The following is a 14,319-nucleotide window of genomic DNA, read 5'->3' as shown; positions in this document are numbered from 1 at the left end:
TCCCGGTGCACCACTCCACCGGTCACCCGCCGTCCTCGCGACGATCCGGCCTTATGATCCGTACGCCCCGGCGGCGTCCAGCCGCCGCGCACCCCGCCTGGCCGGCCGGGCGGGCGTGTGGTTGGTTCGGGGGCAGGCCAGATCAGCGACACACCAAGGAGACGCGCGTGGACGACCCGGTTCTCGTCGAGCGGGACGGTCCTGTGGAGACGTGGACGATCAACCTGCCGGAGGCCCGCAACCCGATCTCCGGCGACGACGTGATCGACGCGTTGGTCGCCCGGGTCGACGCGGTCAACGCCGACCGGGCGGTCCGGGCGGTCATCCTCACCGGCGCCGGCAGCGCCTTCTCCGCGGGCGGCAACGTCAAGGACATGGCGGACCGGGTCGGCCTCTTCGGCGGCGCCCCGCACGAGCTGCGCGACGGCTACCGGCGCGGCATCCAGCGGATCCCCCGGGCGATGTACGCGTGCGACGTACCGCTGATCGCGGCGGTGAACGGGGCGGCCGTCGGCGCCGGCTGCGACCTGGCGCTCATGTGCGACCTGCGGATCGCCTCGGAGCGGGCGTTCTTCGCCGAGAGCTTCGTCAAGCTCGGCATCATCCCCGGCGACGGCGGCGCCTGGCTGCTGCCCCGCGCCGTCGGCGCCGCCCGGGCCGCCGAGATGGCGCTCACCGGCGACCGGGTCGACGCGGCGACCGCACTGGAGTGGGGGCTGGTCTCCCGGGTCGTGCCGCACGACGAACTGCTGACCGAGGCACGCCGGCTGGCCGACCGGGTGGCGGCGAACCCGCCGCACGCCGTACGGATGGCCAAGAAGCTGCTGCGCGAGGCCCAGCACCAGAGCCTCGACAGCATCCTGGAACTCTCCGCGGCGATGCAGGCGCTGGCGCACCAGACCCGCGACCACGACGAGGCTGTCCGGGCCTTTCTCGACCGCCGCGAACCGCACTTCACCGGGGAGTGAGCGGAATGGGCAGCCGGCTGGTGCCGCCGGTGACGACCCCGCCGCCGGAGCTGGCCGCCCTCCGGACGCAGGTACGCGACTTCCTCCGCGAGCAGATCGCGCAGGGCGTCTTCACACCGGGCGTGGACGCCTGGCTGACCCGATGGGACGAGGACTTCACCCGCGCTCTCGCGGCCCGGGGCTGGGTGGGCATGACGATCCCCACCGAATACGGCGGGCACGGCCGGACCTTCCTGCACCGGTTCGTCGTCACCGAGGAACTGCTCGCGGTCGGCGCCCCCGTCGCCGCGCACTGGATCGCCGACCGGCAGATCGCGCCCACGCTGCTCAGGTTCGGCACCGAGGCGCAGAAGCGGCGGTTCCTGCCGGCGATCGCCCGGGGCGAGTGCTACTTCGGGATCGGCATGAGCGAGCCGGACTCCGGCTCCGACCTGGCCAGCGTCCGCACCCGGGCGGTACGGGTGGACGGCGGCTGGCGGCTCACCGGGACGAAGGTGTGGACCTCCGGCGCGCACCGGGCGCACGCGTTCTTCGCGCTGGCCCGGTCCGCGCCGCTGGACACCGCCGACCGGCACGCCGGGCTGAGCCAGTTCATCGTCGACCTGCGCGGCCCCGGGGTCACCATCCGCCCGATCACCTCGATGAACGGCGCCCACCACTTCAACGAGGTCTTCCTGGACGACGTCCTCGTCCCGGACGACATGGTCCTCGGCGAGGTCGGCGCCGGCTGGCGGCAGGTCAACTCCGAGCTGGGCTACGAACGCAGCGGACCCGAACGGTTCCTCTCCACGGTGCCGCTGCTCACCGAGACGGTGGCGGGAGTGCGCCAGGGCCTCCTGCCCCGGCACACCGACACCGGGCGGCACGTGGCCCGACTCGCCGGTCTGCACCAGATGTCGCTGGCGGTCTCCGGCGCCCTGGAACGCGGCGAGCCGGCCGACACCGCCGCCGCGCTGGTCAAGCTGCTGGGCACGACGACCGAGGGCGACATCGCCGAGTACGCCGACCAGCTCTCCGGCGACCGGGCGGAACTGTCGGAGCGGTTCACCGACCTGCTCGCCGCCGGCCTGCTCCAGCGCCCCGGATTCACGCTGCGGGGCGGCACCAACGAGATCCTGCGCGGCGTCGTCGCGCGGGGGCTGGGGATGCGGCGATGACCGGGCCGGAGCGGGTCGACCCCGCCCTCGTCGACATGCTGGACTCGGTGTTCGCGGCGCACCGCCCGGCACGGACCGAGGTGGCCGCGACGCTGGACGTCGAGCTGTGGGGCCTGCTGGAGTCGCTGGGCCTGACCCGGCTCACCGGCACCGAACCGCACGGTGCGGGCGCCGGCTGGCCGGAGGCGGCGGCGTTGCTGGCCGCGGCGGCCCGGCACGCGGTGCCGCTGCCGCTGGCCGAGCACGACCTGCTCGCCGGCTGGCTGCTGGAGCGGGCGGGGCTGCCGGCTGACGGGGCCCTGCGTACCGCCTGCGTGCTGGACGCCGACGGGCGGGCCCGGGCGGTGCCGTGGGCCCGGGCCGCCGCCCGGATCGTCGTGCTGTATCCCGACGGGGACGGCTGGCGGGTCGCCGACGTGCCCGCCACGGCGGTCGCGGTGACCGGGGCGGACAGCATCGCGGGCGAGCCCCGCGACACCGTCGCGGTCGACCTCGCCGGGCTCGACGGGGTTCCGGTCGACGCGGACGTCACCGACCGGCTGCTGCTGCGGGGGGCGCTCGCCCGGGCGGTGCAGATGTGTGGCGCGATGGAGCAGATCCTGGAGCTCTGCGTCGCACACACCACCGCCCGGACGCAGTTCGGGCGTCCGGTGGCGGCCTTCCAGGCCGTGCAGGGCCTCGTGACGGACATCGCCGCCGAGTCGTCCCTGGCGCGGGTCGCCACCGACGCGGCGGTGCTCCGCGCGGCGGAGGGCGACGGCGACGGCCTGGCCTTCGCGGTCGCGGTGGCCCGGTCCTGCGCCGGCCATGCGGCGTCGGTGGTGGTCCGCAACGCCCACCAGGTGCACGGCGCCATCGGCACCACGCTCGAACACGAGCTGCACGGACTCACCCGGCCGGTGCTCGCGTGGCGCTCCGAGTTCGGCTCGGTCCAGCACTGGGACGACCTGCTGACCCGGGCCGCCCTCGACGCCGACGGCGCCGACGGGGTCTGGGCGCTGATCACCCGCGCCACGATGTGAGGAAGGGCACCTTCCTGTACAGAAAGCGACAGGAAGGTGCCCTTCCCTACAAGCGAGGGCGTCAGCGCTGGACGCGCGCGCCGGCGCCCCGCACGAGCGCCTCGACCTCCCGCAGGCTCGCCATCGAGGTGTCGCCGGGGGTGGTCATCGCCAGCGCGCCGTGCGCCGCGCCGTACTCGACGGCCGTGGCCAGGTCGCCCTTCTCCAGCAGGCCGTAGATCAGGCCGGAGGCGAAGCTGTCACCGCCGCCGACCCGGTCCATGATCTCCAGGCCGGGCCGGTGGGTCGCCTCGACGAACCGCCCGTCGGCCCAGGCGATCGCACCCCAGTCGTTGACGGTGGCGGTGCGCACCGTACGCAGGGTGGTGGCGACGACCTTGAAGTTGTCGTACTCCTTGGTGGCCGCCTCGATCATCCGCTGGAAGTTGGCCACCTCCAGCTGGGACAGCGAGGCGTCGGTGCCGGGCACCTCGAAGCCCAGCGAGGCGGTGAAGTCCTCCTCGTTGCCGATCATCACGTCGACGTAGCGGGCGAGCCGGCGGTTGACCTCCCGCGCGCGGTCCTGCCCGCCGACCGCCTTCCAGAGGCTGGGCCGGTAGTTGAGGTCGTACGAGACGACGGTGCCGTGCCGGGCGGCGGCGGCCATCGCCGCCTCCATCGTCTCGGGGGTGGTCTCGGACAGGGCCGCGTAGATGCCGCCGGTGTGCAGCCACCGCACCCCCAGCGTGCCGAACAGGTGGTCCCAGTCGACCTGGTCGGGCCGGAGCTGGCTGGCGGCGCTGTGGCCGCGGTCGGAGGTGCCGACGGCGCCCCGGACGCCGAAGCCGCGCTCGGTGAAGTTGAGGCCGTTGCGGGCGGCGCGGCCGACCCCGTCGTAGGGCAGCCAGGTGATCAGCGACGTGTCCACCCCGCCCTGGAGCACGAGGTCCTCCAGCAGCCGGCCCACCTCGTTGTCGGCGAACGCGGTGACCACGGCGGTCCGCAGCCCGAAGCAGCGGCGCAGGCCGCGTGCCACGTTGTACTCGCCGCCGCCCTCCCAGGCCCGGAAGGTACGGGCCGTACGCACCCGGCCCTCGCCCGGGTCGAGCCGCAGCATGATCTCGCCCAGGGAGACCAGGTCGTACCGGCACTCGCCGGCCGGACGGATGGACAGCATGGTTCAGGCCTCCAGGGTGGGTCGGGCGGCGTCGACGGCCGCGGCGGTGCGGGCGGCGACCTCGTCCCAACGCCCGGCGGCGATCAGGTCGGGGGCGACCATCCAGGTGCCGCCGACCGCCAGCACGGCGGGCAGGGCCAGGTAGTCGGAGAGGTTGCCGGTGTTGACCCCGCCGGTCGGAATGAACCGCACCGAGCGGTACGGCGCGGCGAGCGCCTTGATCATCCCGACGCCGCCGAGCTGCTCGGCGGGGAAGAACTTGACCGTGTCGAGCCCGGCGTCGAGGGCCATCTGGATCTCGGTGCCGGTGGCGACGCCGGGGAAGACGGGCACCCCCAGCTCCTGGCAGCGCCGGACGACGGCCGGGGAGAACCCGGGGGTGACGACGAACCGGGCGCCGGCCTGCACCGCCAGGTCGACCTGGGCGGGCGTCAGGACGGTGCCGGCGCCGACGAGCAGGTCGGGCCGCTCGGACATGACGCGGATCGACTCGGCCGCGGCGTCGGTGCGGAAGGTCACCTCGGCCGAGTGCAGCCCGCCCCGGAGGAGCGCGTCGGCCAGCGGGGCGGCGTCGCGGGCGGCGTCGAGCACGACGACCGGCAGGATCCGGGCCGCGCCGACGGCCGCGACGACCGCCTTCTTCTGTTCATCATTCTGTACGCCAGTCACATATGTGACCCTAGCGCTGCCGCCTGGGCTGTCAAGCCCGCTAGAGTGGCGCCCATGACGCTGCCCGGCGGGTTCCAACCCGTGAAGTCCTCCACCCGGACGCTGGAGGTGCTCGAGGCGCTGGCCGCCTCGCCGCAGCGGCGCTCCCTGGTCGACCTGGCCCGCGCGCTGGACATCCCGAAGAGCAGCCTGCACGGCATCCTGCGCACCATGGCCCAGCGCGGCTGGGTGGAGAGCGACCCCACGGGCACCCGGTTCGGGCTCGGGGTCCGCGCGCTCCAGGTCGGTGCCGCGTACCTCACCAGCGACGACACCGTGGGCCTGCTGGGCGGGGTGCTCGACGACCTGTCGCGGCAGTTCGGCGAGACCGTCCACCTCGGCCGCCTGGACGGCGCGCACATCGTCTACCTCGCCAAACGTGAGTCGGTTCACCCGCTGCGGCTCTACAGCGCGATCGGCCGGCAACTGCCGGCACACGCCACCGCCCTGGGCAAGGCGCTGCTCGCCGAGCGCCCGGACGAGGCGCTCGACGAGTTGCTGACCTGGCCGCTGTCCGCGCTCACCCCGCACACCGTCACCGACCCCGACGCGCTGCGCGCCGAGCTCGCCGCCGCCCGGGAGCGCGGCTACGCGGTGGACCGCGAGGAGAACACCGAGGGCATCGTCTGCTTCGCGACGGCCGTACCCCTGGGATCGCCGGCGACCGACGCGATCAGCCTCTCGGTTCCGGTGGCCCGGCTGGGCGCCGCCGGCGAGGACCGGATCGTGGCCGCCCTCCGCCGGGCCGTCGACCAGGTGCAGGCCGCGCGGGGCCTGCTCTCCACCGCCTGACCGGCGCCGCCACCACCGTCCACCCACGTCGGGACGCCGGCTTGGCGCGGCGGCCCGTCGCGGCCCGCCCGGAGCAGTCAACTGGCAATGTTCTTGACAAATGGGTCACCACATCGACACACTTCATCGTGAGAGCGCTCTCTTGCTATTGAGGACGTCGACATCAGGCCGTGGGGGACCTCGCGCCGGCACAGTCGAAGGAGGTCCAACGTGTTCAGAGTCCGAACCCGCCAACGGCCATGGGCGCTCGCCCTCGCCGCGACCGCGATCATCGGTGCCACAGTGGCCCTCGTTCTGCCGGTCCGGTCCACACCGGCCGAGGCCGCCATCGGGGGAATCACCTGGCAGGACGAGTTCAACGCGGCGGCCGGCACGCCCGTCGACCAGAGCAGGTGGCGCTTCGACATCGGTGGCGGCGGTTGGGGCAACAACGAGAGGCAGTACTACACCAACAGCACGAGCAACGCCGTGCACGACGGCCAGGGCAACCTGGTCATCACCGCCCGCCGGGAGAACCCCGCCAACTACCAGTGCCACTACGGTCGGTGCGAGTACACGTCAGCCCGGCTGCTCACGGCGGCGACGTTCACCCAGGCGTACGGCCGCTTCGAGGCCCGCATCAAGATCCCGCGCGGTCAGGGCATCTGGCCGGCGTTCTGGATGCTCGGCAACGACATGAGCAGCGTGGGCTGGCCGAACGCGGGCGAGATCGACATCATGGAGAACATCGGCAGAGAGCCGAACACCGTCTACGGCACCATCCACGGCCCGGGCTACTCGGGTGGCGGGGGCATCACCGGCAGCCGCACCATCGGCCAGCCGCTCGCCGACGCCTTCCACACCTACCGGGTGGACTGGGAACCGAACTCCATCATCTGGTACCTCGACGGCGTCGAGTTCCACCGGGTCGACCCGGGTCGGCTCGGCGGCAACCGCTGGGTGTTCGACCATCCGTTCTTCATGATCCTCAACGTGGCGGTGGGCGGAAACTGGCCGGGCTATCCCGACGCCTCCACGCAGTTCCCTCAGCAGATGCTCGTGGACTACGTGCGCGTCTCGGGCTACACCTCCGGCGGCGATCCGCCGACCGGCACCACCCGGATCCGGGGCGCACTGAGCGGTCGGTGCGTCGACATCCCCAGCGCCAACCCGGTCGACGGGGCCAGGCTCCAGATCTGGGACTGCAACACCACCGCCGCGCAGGCCTGGACGTTCGCCTCCGACGGGACGGTCCGGGCGATGGGCAAGTGCATGGACCCGGCCTGGGCCGGCACGGCGAACGGTACCGAGGTCAACCTCGTCACCTGCAACGGCAACCCGGTGCAACGCTTCACCCTCAACGCGGCGGGCGACCTGGTCAACCTCAGCGCCAACCGCTGCGTCGACGTGCGGGACCGGAACATCGGCAACGGGGGCAAGCTCCAACTGTGGGACTGCACCGGTGACGCCAACCAGAAGTGGTCCCGCGCCTGACCGCGGAGCCTGACGCGGGCGGCGGCAGCTCGTCGACCGGCCCGCTCGACGACGGGGCCGGTCGGGGCAACAGCGTCGGCCGGCCCCGCCGGTACGTGCCGGCGGATCGGGCCCGCCGGGGTGTCCCGGTCCGTGGCCTGCCGTCGGAGTAACAGACATGGCCGGCGCCGCACAGACGTTGGTCTCGGCTGCGCCGCGCGGCTGACCGCCTGCTACACACGTCACACCCTGTCCGGCACGCCATGCCCAACCCAACGCCGAACCTGCTCGGCCGCCTGATCAGCAACGGCATGTCCCACAGGGCGAGTCACCAGGTCACTCAACGCGAACATATCCAGAACCCGCCCCACATAAGCCCAGTTCTCGACCAGGGCCAGGTCCGCGGGCTGGTGCTCAGCGAATCCCGCACGGAAGCCATCCAGGAAACCGGCGGGATAGTCAGCGCCGAACCTAGCCATGTTCGCGGCATCGCCATACGGGCAACCGGAATAGCTGAACTCCCAGTCGAGCAGCGCATCCACCCGCCAACCGCCGCCCACTCGAGAGACCAAAATATTCTTCGGGTTGATGTCGGCATGCACCAGCCGGGTGTGACCGTCAACGCCTTCCAGCGCCGATGCGTTAGCCGCGCACAACTTCACCCAGGCTCGACGCGTCTCGCCATCGAGCCGGCCCTCGGGAACCGCAGCCATACAACCCTCGGCAATCTCAACCAGTTGCTGCGACCACGGGTTTTCCTCCTTGACAATGAGGTCCCCGTCAACGAAGAAGCCTCGTCGGTCGAACGCCACAACAGCGACCCCCGCGACGACCCTTCCGACCTCAGCCCCCAGCTCACCCGCTTCCACCCGACCAAGACCACCCACAGCGAGCACCCCGCTCAGAGCAACGCCGTCCACATACTCGATAACCATCGCCGGCCGCACCCTCTCGTCTCCACCGGGCATGACCAGCAAGACGTCCGGAACTGGCACATGCCGACGGGCGGCGGCCATAACCCCGGCCTCAACCTCCGGGTCCGTTCCTCCGAACCGGGCAACGACCCGACCGTCAGCAAGCGTGAGCAGGCATGTCTCGTGAGAGAAGCCGCCCGCCAACACGGATGTCGCCAGAACCTTGCTACCCAGCGCTGCTGCGATGCCATGGAGTTCTTCGATCCGCATCGGCCCAGTCAATCAGGACAGTAAGACATCCAACCGATCCAAGTGACTTGCCGGCGTACGTGTGGTCGCTTACCTTCGTCGGGCACCTCCCGGTGCGCAGGCAACGGCTACTTCCGCTTCCAACGGGGAGACGCGGGTGCGAATCCCGCCGCCGAAGGGCGGTGTCGATCAGCAGCCCAGGTCACCTAGGCCCGCAAGGGCCGGTCTCCGTTGCCGCTTCTGATCTCGGGAGGTGCGTCACGCCGCGTACCCGGTGCGACGGGGACAGCTACTTCCTGGCTTTCAGCCTGACCCGTGGTGGAAATCCGCGAAGCTGTGTCCGACCTTGATCCCGGGTACGCGGCGTCGCCCGTTTCCGGCCGCCGTGGCCAGGAGCCGGCAAACTCCGTTGTCCGCTGATCGCCGCCACCGCTACGGTCGTGCCCGCACCTCCCGGTGCGAAGGCGACGGTTACATCCTGGAGGGGTGCCCACACCCCGGTGAAGAGGCCGTCCGTCGCCGGCTCCGATCTCGGGTGTGCGGTGCGGTCGCGCCTTCCGCTCCACCGACGCGGGGGACGCGATGGCCAAGTTCAACCTGATGCCGCGCCGGAGCGGGATCGGCACCCCGCCCGTCACCGCCGAGGGCGCTCCCGGCTTCGCCCGCGAGCCACAGGCCGAGCTGTTCCTGCTGGGCGTGTCGAACGTGGTCGGCGAGAACACCTTCTACGAGGGCGCCGCCGACCGGGACGCCCGGTTCCGGGAGCTGGTCGCCACCGTGGCCGTCGCCGACCCCGACTGGTTCGGGCGCTTCGTGCGCTGGCTGCGTACCTGGAACCTGGCCGGATACCGGGTCGGGCACGCACCGGCGGCCGGCAACCGGCACACGTTCGGCGGACTGTCCGACGCCGCGTTCGCCATGATCCCGCTCATCGAGGCGGGGGCGCACGGTCAGTGGCCCTTCTGACCCGCGTCACGGCGTCGGCCCGTCGCCCAGGGCCCGCGGCGTGGCACGGCCGATGGAAGAGCCCATTGACGAAGGTCCCCGCACGTTGCAAGATGCGAGCGCACCGGTGCGGTGTGACGATCCGGTGATCCCTGGCGTACCGCGATCAGGAGGCGCACCACCATGAGTACCGGTCTGTCACTCGTCCTCTTCCCGGTCGCGTTGGGCATCGTCATGCTCGGCCTCGGCCTCACCCTCACCGTGGCCGACTTCCGTCGCGTCGTCGCCTATCCCCGGGCCGTGATCGTCTCCCTGGTCTGCCAGATGCTGGTCCTGCCGGCCGTCTGCCTGGGCCTGGTGCTCGCCGCCGACCTGCGTCCGGAGCTGGCGGTCGGAATGATGCTGCTCGCCGCCTCCCCCGGTGGCAGCACCGCCAGCCTCTACAGCCACCTGTTCAAGGGCAACGTCGCGCTCAACGTCACCCTGACCGCCATCAACTCGGTGCTCGCCCTGTTCACGCTGCCGCTGATCGTCAACCTCTCCGTCGCCGCGTTCATGGGCTCCGACAGCTCGCTCGGCCTCCAGTTCGACAAGGTGCTCCAGGTCTTCGCCCTGGTGCTCATCCCGATCGCGGTCGGCATGGTCGTCCGCCAGCGGCGTCCCGCGTTCGCCGCGCGCATGCAGCGACCGGTGAAGATCCTCTCCATCGTGGTCCTCGTCGTCGTGATCGTCGGCGCGGTGATCGGCGTCAAGGACGAACTCGCCGCCACCATCGGCGCGGTCGGTCTCGTCGCCCTGCTGTTCAACCTGCTCAGCCTGGCCATCGGGTACGCGGCGCCGCGCCTGCTGCGCGTCGGGCACCGGGACTCCGTCGCGTCGTCGTTCGAGATCGGCGTCCACAACGCCACCCTGGCCATCACGATCGCGCTCAGCCCGGCCCTGCTCGACAACACCGACATCGGCATGCCGCCCGCGATCTACGGCATCCTGATGTTCTTCACCGCCGCCGCCTTCGGCTTCTTCGCCGCACGCCGCGGCAGCGCCTCGACCGAGCCGGCGCACCAGCCGACCAGGGCGGCCTGAGCGGCGCACCGTCTTCCCTGCCTGACGGGGGATGGACCGGCAGGCCGCCGACGGTGACCATTGGTAGTTGGTCGAACGCTACGGGTTGACGAGGTGGCGGCGGGGCGGCTCCCGCCGTCGCCCTCCACTCCTCCTGGCGCGACCGGCGACCACGTCACCGCGCAGCGAGGAGACACTCCCGTGACCGGAGCCACCACCCGAGCCGAACGGGGCACCACGTCGGAGCAGCCGGCACCGGAACCCGCGGAGCCGGTCCTGCCGGAGCTACGGACCATGTTCTGGGAGACCGGAATGCAGGCGCGGGCGGAGGCGGGCCTGTTCGCCGTGTTCGCCGAACTGCCGCGGCTGGTCTGGACGGCGGTCCGGACCAGTTGGCGGGCCGACCGGCTCCGCACCTCGGTGGTGGCCGCGGCGACGCTCGGCGGCGGGGTCATGGCAGCCTTCGGGCTGCTGGCCACCCAGCGGGTGCTCGTGGAGCTGTTCGCCGGGGGCCCGACCGCGGAGAAGGTGGTCGCCGCGATGCCCGCGCTCGCCGTGCTGGCGGGGGCGACCGCGCTGCGCGCCGGCATGGGCATCGCCACCGGGTACGCGCAGAACGGGCTCACGCCGCGGGTGAGCCGGGAGGTGGAGCGCGGCCTGTTCGAGGTCTCCACGGCGGTACGGCTGGAGGCGTTCGACGCCGACGCGTTCGCCGACGACATGGAGCGGGCCTCGCGGGGCACCGAGTCGACGGTCGACCTCGTGGAGTCGTCGATGAACCTGCTCGCCGGGCTGGCCGGCCTGCTCGCCGTGGCGGTCGCCGTCGTCGTCATCCACCCGCTGCTGCTGCTGGCGCTGCTGGTCGCGACGCTGCCCAAGGCCTGGGCGTCGCTGCGGGCCGGGCATCTGCGGTACCGGACCTACACGGCCGGCTCGGTGCGGCGACGGCGGTTGTGGCTGCTGCACCGGCTGATGGCCGAGCGGGCCTCGGCGCCGGAGCTGCGCTCCTACGGGCTGCGCCGCTTCCTGCTGGACCAGTACGACCGGGTGATGCAGGTGGAGACCGACATCGAGCTGGCGCTGGCCCGGCGGGTCACCACGACCACCACGGTCGGGGCGATGATCGGGGGCATCGCCACCGCCGTGGTCTACCTCCTGCTCGGGCTGCTACTCATCGACGGCCAGATTCCGCTCGCGGCGGCGGCGACCTGCGTGGTCGCGGTGCAGTCCGCGCAACGTTCGCTGGGCATCGTCACCTTCCAGATGGACCGCGTCTACACCGAGGGCCAGCACTTCAGCGACTACACCGGGTTCATGAACCGCGCCGCCGCCTACCTGCCCGACCAGGCCACGAGCGCCACGGACGCCGCGCCCGGCCCCCTGCGCGAACTGGCCGTGCGGGAGGTCAGCCTGCGCTACCCCGACCGGGACGCGCCCGCCGTCGACGGCGTGACGTTGACGATCACGGCGGGGCAGACGGTGGCCTTCGTGGGCGAGAACGGTTCCGGCAAGACGACCCTCGCCGCGATGATCGCCACCCTTCGCGCTCCCAGCGACGGCGTCATCTGCTGGAACGGCCGTCCCCTGCCGGAGTGGGACCTGGACGGGTTGCGGGCCCGCATCGCGGTGGTCACGCAGGAATACCACAAGTGGCCGTTCACCGCCGCGACGAACATCGCCGTCGGCGACGTCGAGAGCGAGGCCCGGCGGGACCGGATCGAGGCCGCCGCCGCCCGCGCCGCCGCCCACGACATGATCCAGGAGTTGCCGCACGGGTACGAGACACTGCTCGACCGGACGTTCGCGAAGGGCCAGGACCTCTCCGGCGGCCAGTGGCAGCGCATCACCGCCGCCCGGGGCTTCCTCCGCGACGCCGACCTGCTGGTCATGGACGAGCCGTCCTCGGCCCTCGACCCGCGCGCCGAGGATGCCCTGTTCCAGGCCATCCGGGACCGGCAGGGTCGGGCGACCACCATCCTCATCACCCACCGGCTGGCCAACGTCCGGCACGCCGACCGGATCTTCGTCCTGCACGACGGCGCGCTGGTCGAGGCCGGCAGCCACGCCGAACTCGTCGCCTCCGGCGGCCGGTACGCCGAGTTGTTCGCCCTCCAGGCCGCCGGCTACGACGACTCGCACGGCGACGGCGGGCCCGCGCCCCGGCAGCGCCCACCCGCCGCGCCCTGACAGTCGCCACCGCTCAGCGGCACGGGGCCGCGGACGATCGGCCCGCCCCGCGAGGCTCCGCCGGACGGTCGGACCGCCGGGTGCGCTCCCGGTGGCCCGACCGGCGCGGCTAGTGGATGATGACGGGAGCCTTCGCCTGCCCCGACTGCTGGTCGTCGAGCAGGTGCGACGGCTCGCGCCGGCGGGGCAGGAACGCCGCCGGGATGAACGTGGCCAGCACCAGCGCGAACGCGACCCAGAACGTGGTGGCGAACGAGTTGGCGGCGAAGTCGAGGCCACGCTCGATGAGCGACGGCTCGACCGGGAACTGCTGGGCCAACTCCGGTTGCTGCTGGACGGCGATGGCGAGGCCGGCCTCGGTCATCGGCTCACCGTTGGGGTCGGTCGCCCCGGGGATCAGTCGGGAGCCGTTCAGCTCGTTGGTGAGGATCACCGACATCATCGCGGCGCCGACGGATCCGCCGATCTGCTGAATGATGTTGACCAGGGTGGAGCCGCGGGCCACCTCGTGGGCGCTCAGGGTCTTCAGCGCCGAGGTCATGATCGGCATCATGGTGCCGCCCATGCCCAGGCCCATGACGAACAGCGACCCGCAGAGCAGCACGTACGACGTGTGCGGGTCGATCTGGGTGAAGGTGAAGAAGCCGAGGGCGATGAGTGCCAGCGCGAACGGCACGGTGCGGCCGACGGGCATCCGGTCGGCCAGCATCCCGGCCACCGGCATGGTCACCATCGCGCCGATGCCCTGCGGTGCCATCAGCAGGCCGGCGGCCAGCGTCGTCTCGCCGCGGATCTGTAGGAAGTAACTCGGGAACAGCAGGCCGGCGCCCATGAACGCGATGATGAACACGAACATGGTCACGGTCGCGATGGTGAGGTTGCGGTTGGCGAACAGCCGCAGGTCGAGCAGGGGGTGCCGGGGCCGGAAGGAGTAGACGACGAAGGCGACGAGGAGCGCGCCGCCGACGAGCATGGGCGCCCACACCTCGGCATCGGTGAACGTGCCGGTCTCGGGCAGCGAGGAGACGCCGTAGAGGAAGAGGGCGAGCCCCGGCGAGAGCATCAGCATGCCGAGGAAGTCGAACGACTCGGAGGGCTCGGGATTGTCCTTCGGCAGCGCCATGGCTGCGTAGACGAGCGCCACGACGCCGATCGGCAGGTTGATCAGGAAGATCCAGTGCCAGCTCGCGACATCGATCAGCCAGCCGCCGAGGATCGGGCCCCCGATGGGACCGAGCAGCATCGGGATGCCGAGGACGGCCATCAGCCGGCCGATCCGGTGCGGCCCGGCCGCCCGGGTCATGATCGTCATGCCCAGCGGCATGAGCATGCCGCCGCCGAGGCCCTGGAGCACGCGGTAGCCGATCAACTGCCCGATCGTGTCGGCGGTGGCGCACAGCCCCGAGCCGATCGTGAACAGGGCCAACGCGATCATGTAGAGCCGCTTGGTGCCGAACCGGTCGGCGGCCCAGCCGCTGAGCGGGATCACCGTGGCCAGCGCGAGCGTGTAGGCGGTCATCGTCCAGGCGACCTCGGCGTACGAGGCATTGAAGTCGCGCTGGAAGGTCGGCAGGGCGACGCTGACGACCGTCACGTCGAGGATCGACATGATCGCGCCGATGACGACGACCCCGGCGACCTTCAGGACCGAGGCGTCGAGCCTGTCCGAGGTCGCGATGGATTGCTGTGTCACGAAATCTCCTGAAT

12 protein-coding genes are annotated in these 14,319 nt (G+C 71.8%); 8 read left to right on the top strand and 4 right to left on the bottom strand.

The features are described from left to right. Positions 1-167 precede the first annotated feature (167 nt). The 3 genes from AB0D32_RS07355 to AB0D32_RS07345 are packed head-to-tail and all read left to right on the top strand — an operon-like array spanning position 168 to position 3,147. Complete coding sequence (locus tag AB0D32_RS07355; protein ID WP_357086061.1) at positions 168-968, top strand: crotonase/enoyl-CoA hydratase family protein; 801 nt, start codon at positions 168-170, stop codon at positions 966-968. 5 nt (positions 969-973) lie between these two features. Next, positions 974-2,125 carry an acyl-CoA dehydrogenase family protein gene (locus tag AB0D32_RS07350; protein WP_357086058.1) on the top strand — a complete coding sequence of 384 codons (1,152 nt, stop codon included), beginning with the start codon at positions 974-976 and terminating at the stop codon, positions 2,123-2,125. After that, positions 2,122-3,147 carry an acyl-CoA dehydrogenase family protein gene (locus AB0D32_RS07345; RefSeq protein ID WP_357086056.1) on the top strand — a complete coding sequence of 342 codons (1,026 nt, stop codon included), beginning with the start codon at positions 2,122-2,124 and terminating at the stop codon, positions 3,145-3,147. Before AB0D32_RS07350 ends, AB0D32_RS07345 begins: the two co-directional genes overlap by 4 nt. A gap of 61 nt (positions 3,148-3,208) precedes the next feature. Here AB0D32_RS07345 and AB0D32_RS07340 read toward each other — a convergent pair whose 3' ends face one another. Together AB0D32_RS07340 and eda are read right to left on the bottom strand one after the other, a co-directional pair. Continuing rightward, positions 3,209-4,303, bottom strand: a complete 1,095-nt coding sequence (locus tag AB0D32_RS07340; RefSeq protein ID WP_357086053.1) for a sugar kinase — start codon at positions 4,301-4,303, stop codon at positions 3,209-3,211. A 3-nt stretch (positions 4,304-4,306) separates the two neighbouring features. Then, entirely contained in the window at positions 4,307-4,972 is a 666-nt protein-coding gene (gene eda / locus AB0D32_RS07335; protein ID WP_357086051.1) for a bifunctional 4-hydroxy-2-oxoglutarate aldolase/2-dehydro-3-deoxy-phosphogluconate aldolase, read from the bottom strand. A 54-nt stretch (positions 4,973-5,026) separates the two neighbouring features. Here eda and AB0D32_RS07330 point away from each other — a divergent pair, with 54 nt between their 5' ends. Both AB0D32_RS07330 and AB0D32_RS07325 read left to right on the top strand, forming a co-directional pair. Then, complete coding sequence (locus AB0D32_RS07330) at positions 5,027-5,803, top strand: IclR family transcriptional regulator (RefSeq protein ID WP_357086048.1); 777 nt, start codon at positions 5,027-5,029, stop codon at positions 5,801-5,803. Positions 5,804-6,013: 210 nt separating this feature from the next. Further along, positions 6,014-7,276 carry a family 16 glycosylhydrolase gene (locus AB0D32_RS07325; RefSeq protein WP_357086045.1) on the top strand — a complete coding sequence of 421 codons (1,263 nt, stop codon included), beginning with the start codon at positions 6,014-6,016 and terminating at the stop codon, positions 7,274-7,276. Between the two features lie 221 nt (positions 7,277-7,497). Here the strand turns inward: AB0D32_RS07325 and AB0D32_RS07320 are convergent, their stop codons facing one another. Continuing rightward, positions 7,498-8,439 (bottom strand): phosphotransferase, encoded by a 942-nt coding sequence (locus AB0D32_RS07320; RefSeq protein WP_357086042.1) that lies wholly within the window; start codon positions 8,437-8,439, stop codon positions 7,498-7,500. A gap of 516 nt (positions 8,440-8,955) precedes the next feature. On the opposite strand from AB0D32_RS07320, the gene AB0D32_RS07315 reads away from it, so the two are divergent. From AB0D32_RS07315 to AB0D32_RS07305, 3 genes are all read left to right on the top strand, one after another. Next, positions 8,956-9,384 (top strand): hypothetical protein, encoded by a 429-nt coding sequence (locus AB0D32_RS07315; RefSeq protein WP_357086039.1) that lies wholly within the window; start codon positions 8,956-8,958, stop codon positions 9,382-9,384. A gap of 162 nt (positions 9,385-9,546) precedes the next feature. Then, positions 9,547-10,446 carry a bile acid:sodium symporter family protein gene (locus AB0D32_RS07310; protein WP_357086037.1) on the top strand — a complete coding sequence of 300 codons (900 nt, stop codon included), beginning with the start codon at positions 9,547-9,549 and terminating at the stop codon, positions 10,444-10,446. Between the two features lie 255 nt (positions 10,447-10,701). After that, positions 10,702-12,612 (top strand): ATP-binding cassette domain-containing protein, encoded by a 1,911-nt coding sequence (locus AB0D32_RS07305; protein WP_357086533.1) that lies wholly within the window; start codon positions 10,702-10,704, stop codon positions 12,610-12,612. A gap of 109 nt (positions 12,613-12,721) precedes the next feature. Here the strand turns inward: AB0D32_RS07305 and AB0D32_RS07300 are convergent, their stop codons facing one another. Further along, complete coding sequence (locus AB0D32_RS07300; protein WP_357086034.1) at positions 12,722-14,305, bottom strand: DHA2 family efflux MFS transporter permease subunit; 1,584 nt, start codon at positions 14,303-14,305, stop codon at positions 12,722-12,724. Positions 14,306-14,319: the final 14 nt, after the last annotated feature.

The organism is Micromonospora sp. NPDC048170, from assembly GCF_040652795.1.
Classification (GTDB): Bacteria; Actinomycetota; Actinomycetes; order Mycobacteriales; family Micromonosporaceae; genus Micromonospora.
The sequence above is the reverse complement of the archived record's forward strand: the minus strand, read 5'-3'. Positions and strand labels throughout refer to the sequence as shown.

Coding starts and splice junctions, on each gene's coding strand:
- AB0D32_RS07345 (WP_357086056.1), top strand. CDS start 2,122: ATGACCGGGCCGGAGCGGGTCGACCCCGCCCTCGTCGACATGCTGGAC.
- AB0D32_RS07320 (WP_357086042.1), bottom strand. CDS start 8,439: ATGCGGATCGAAGAACTCCATGGCATCGCAGCAGCGCTGGGTAGCAAG.
- AB0D32_RS07350 (WP_357086058.1), top strand. CDS start 974: ATGGGCAGCCGGCTGGTGCCGCCGGTGACGACCCCGCCGCCGGAGCTG.
- AB0D32_RS07310 (WP_357086037.1), top strand. CDS start 9,547: ATGAGTACCGGTCTGTCACTCGTCCTCTTCCCGGTCGCGTTGGGCATC.
- AB0D32_RS07340 (WP_357086053.1), bottom strand. CDS start 4,303: ATGCTGTCCATCCGTCCGGCCGGCGAGTGCCGGTACGACCTGGTCTCC.
- AB0D32_RS07330 (WP_357086048.1), top strand. CDS start 5,027: ATGACGCTGCCCGGCGGGTTCCAACCCGTGAAGTCCTCCACCCGGACG.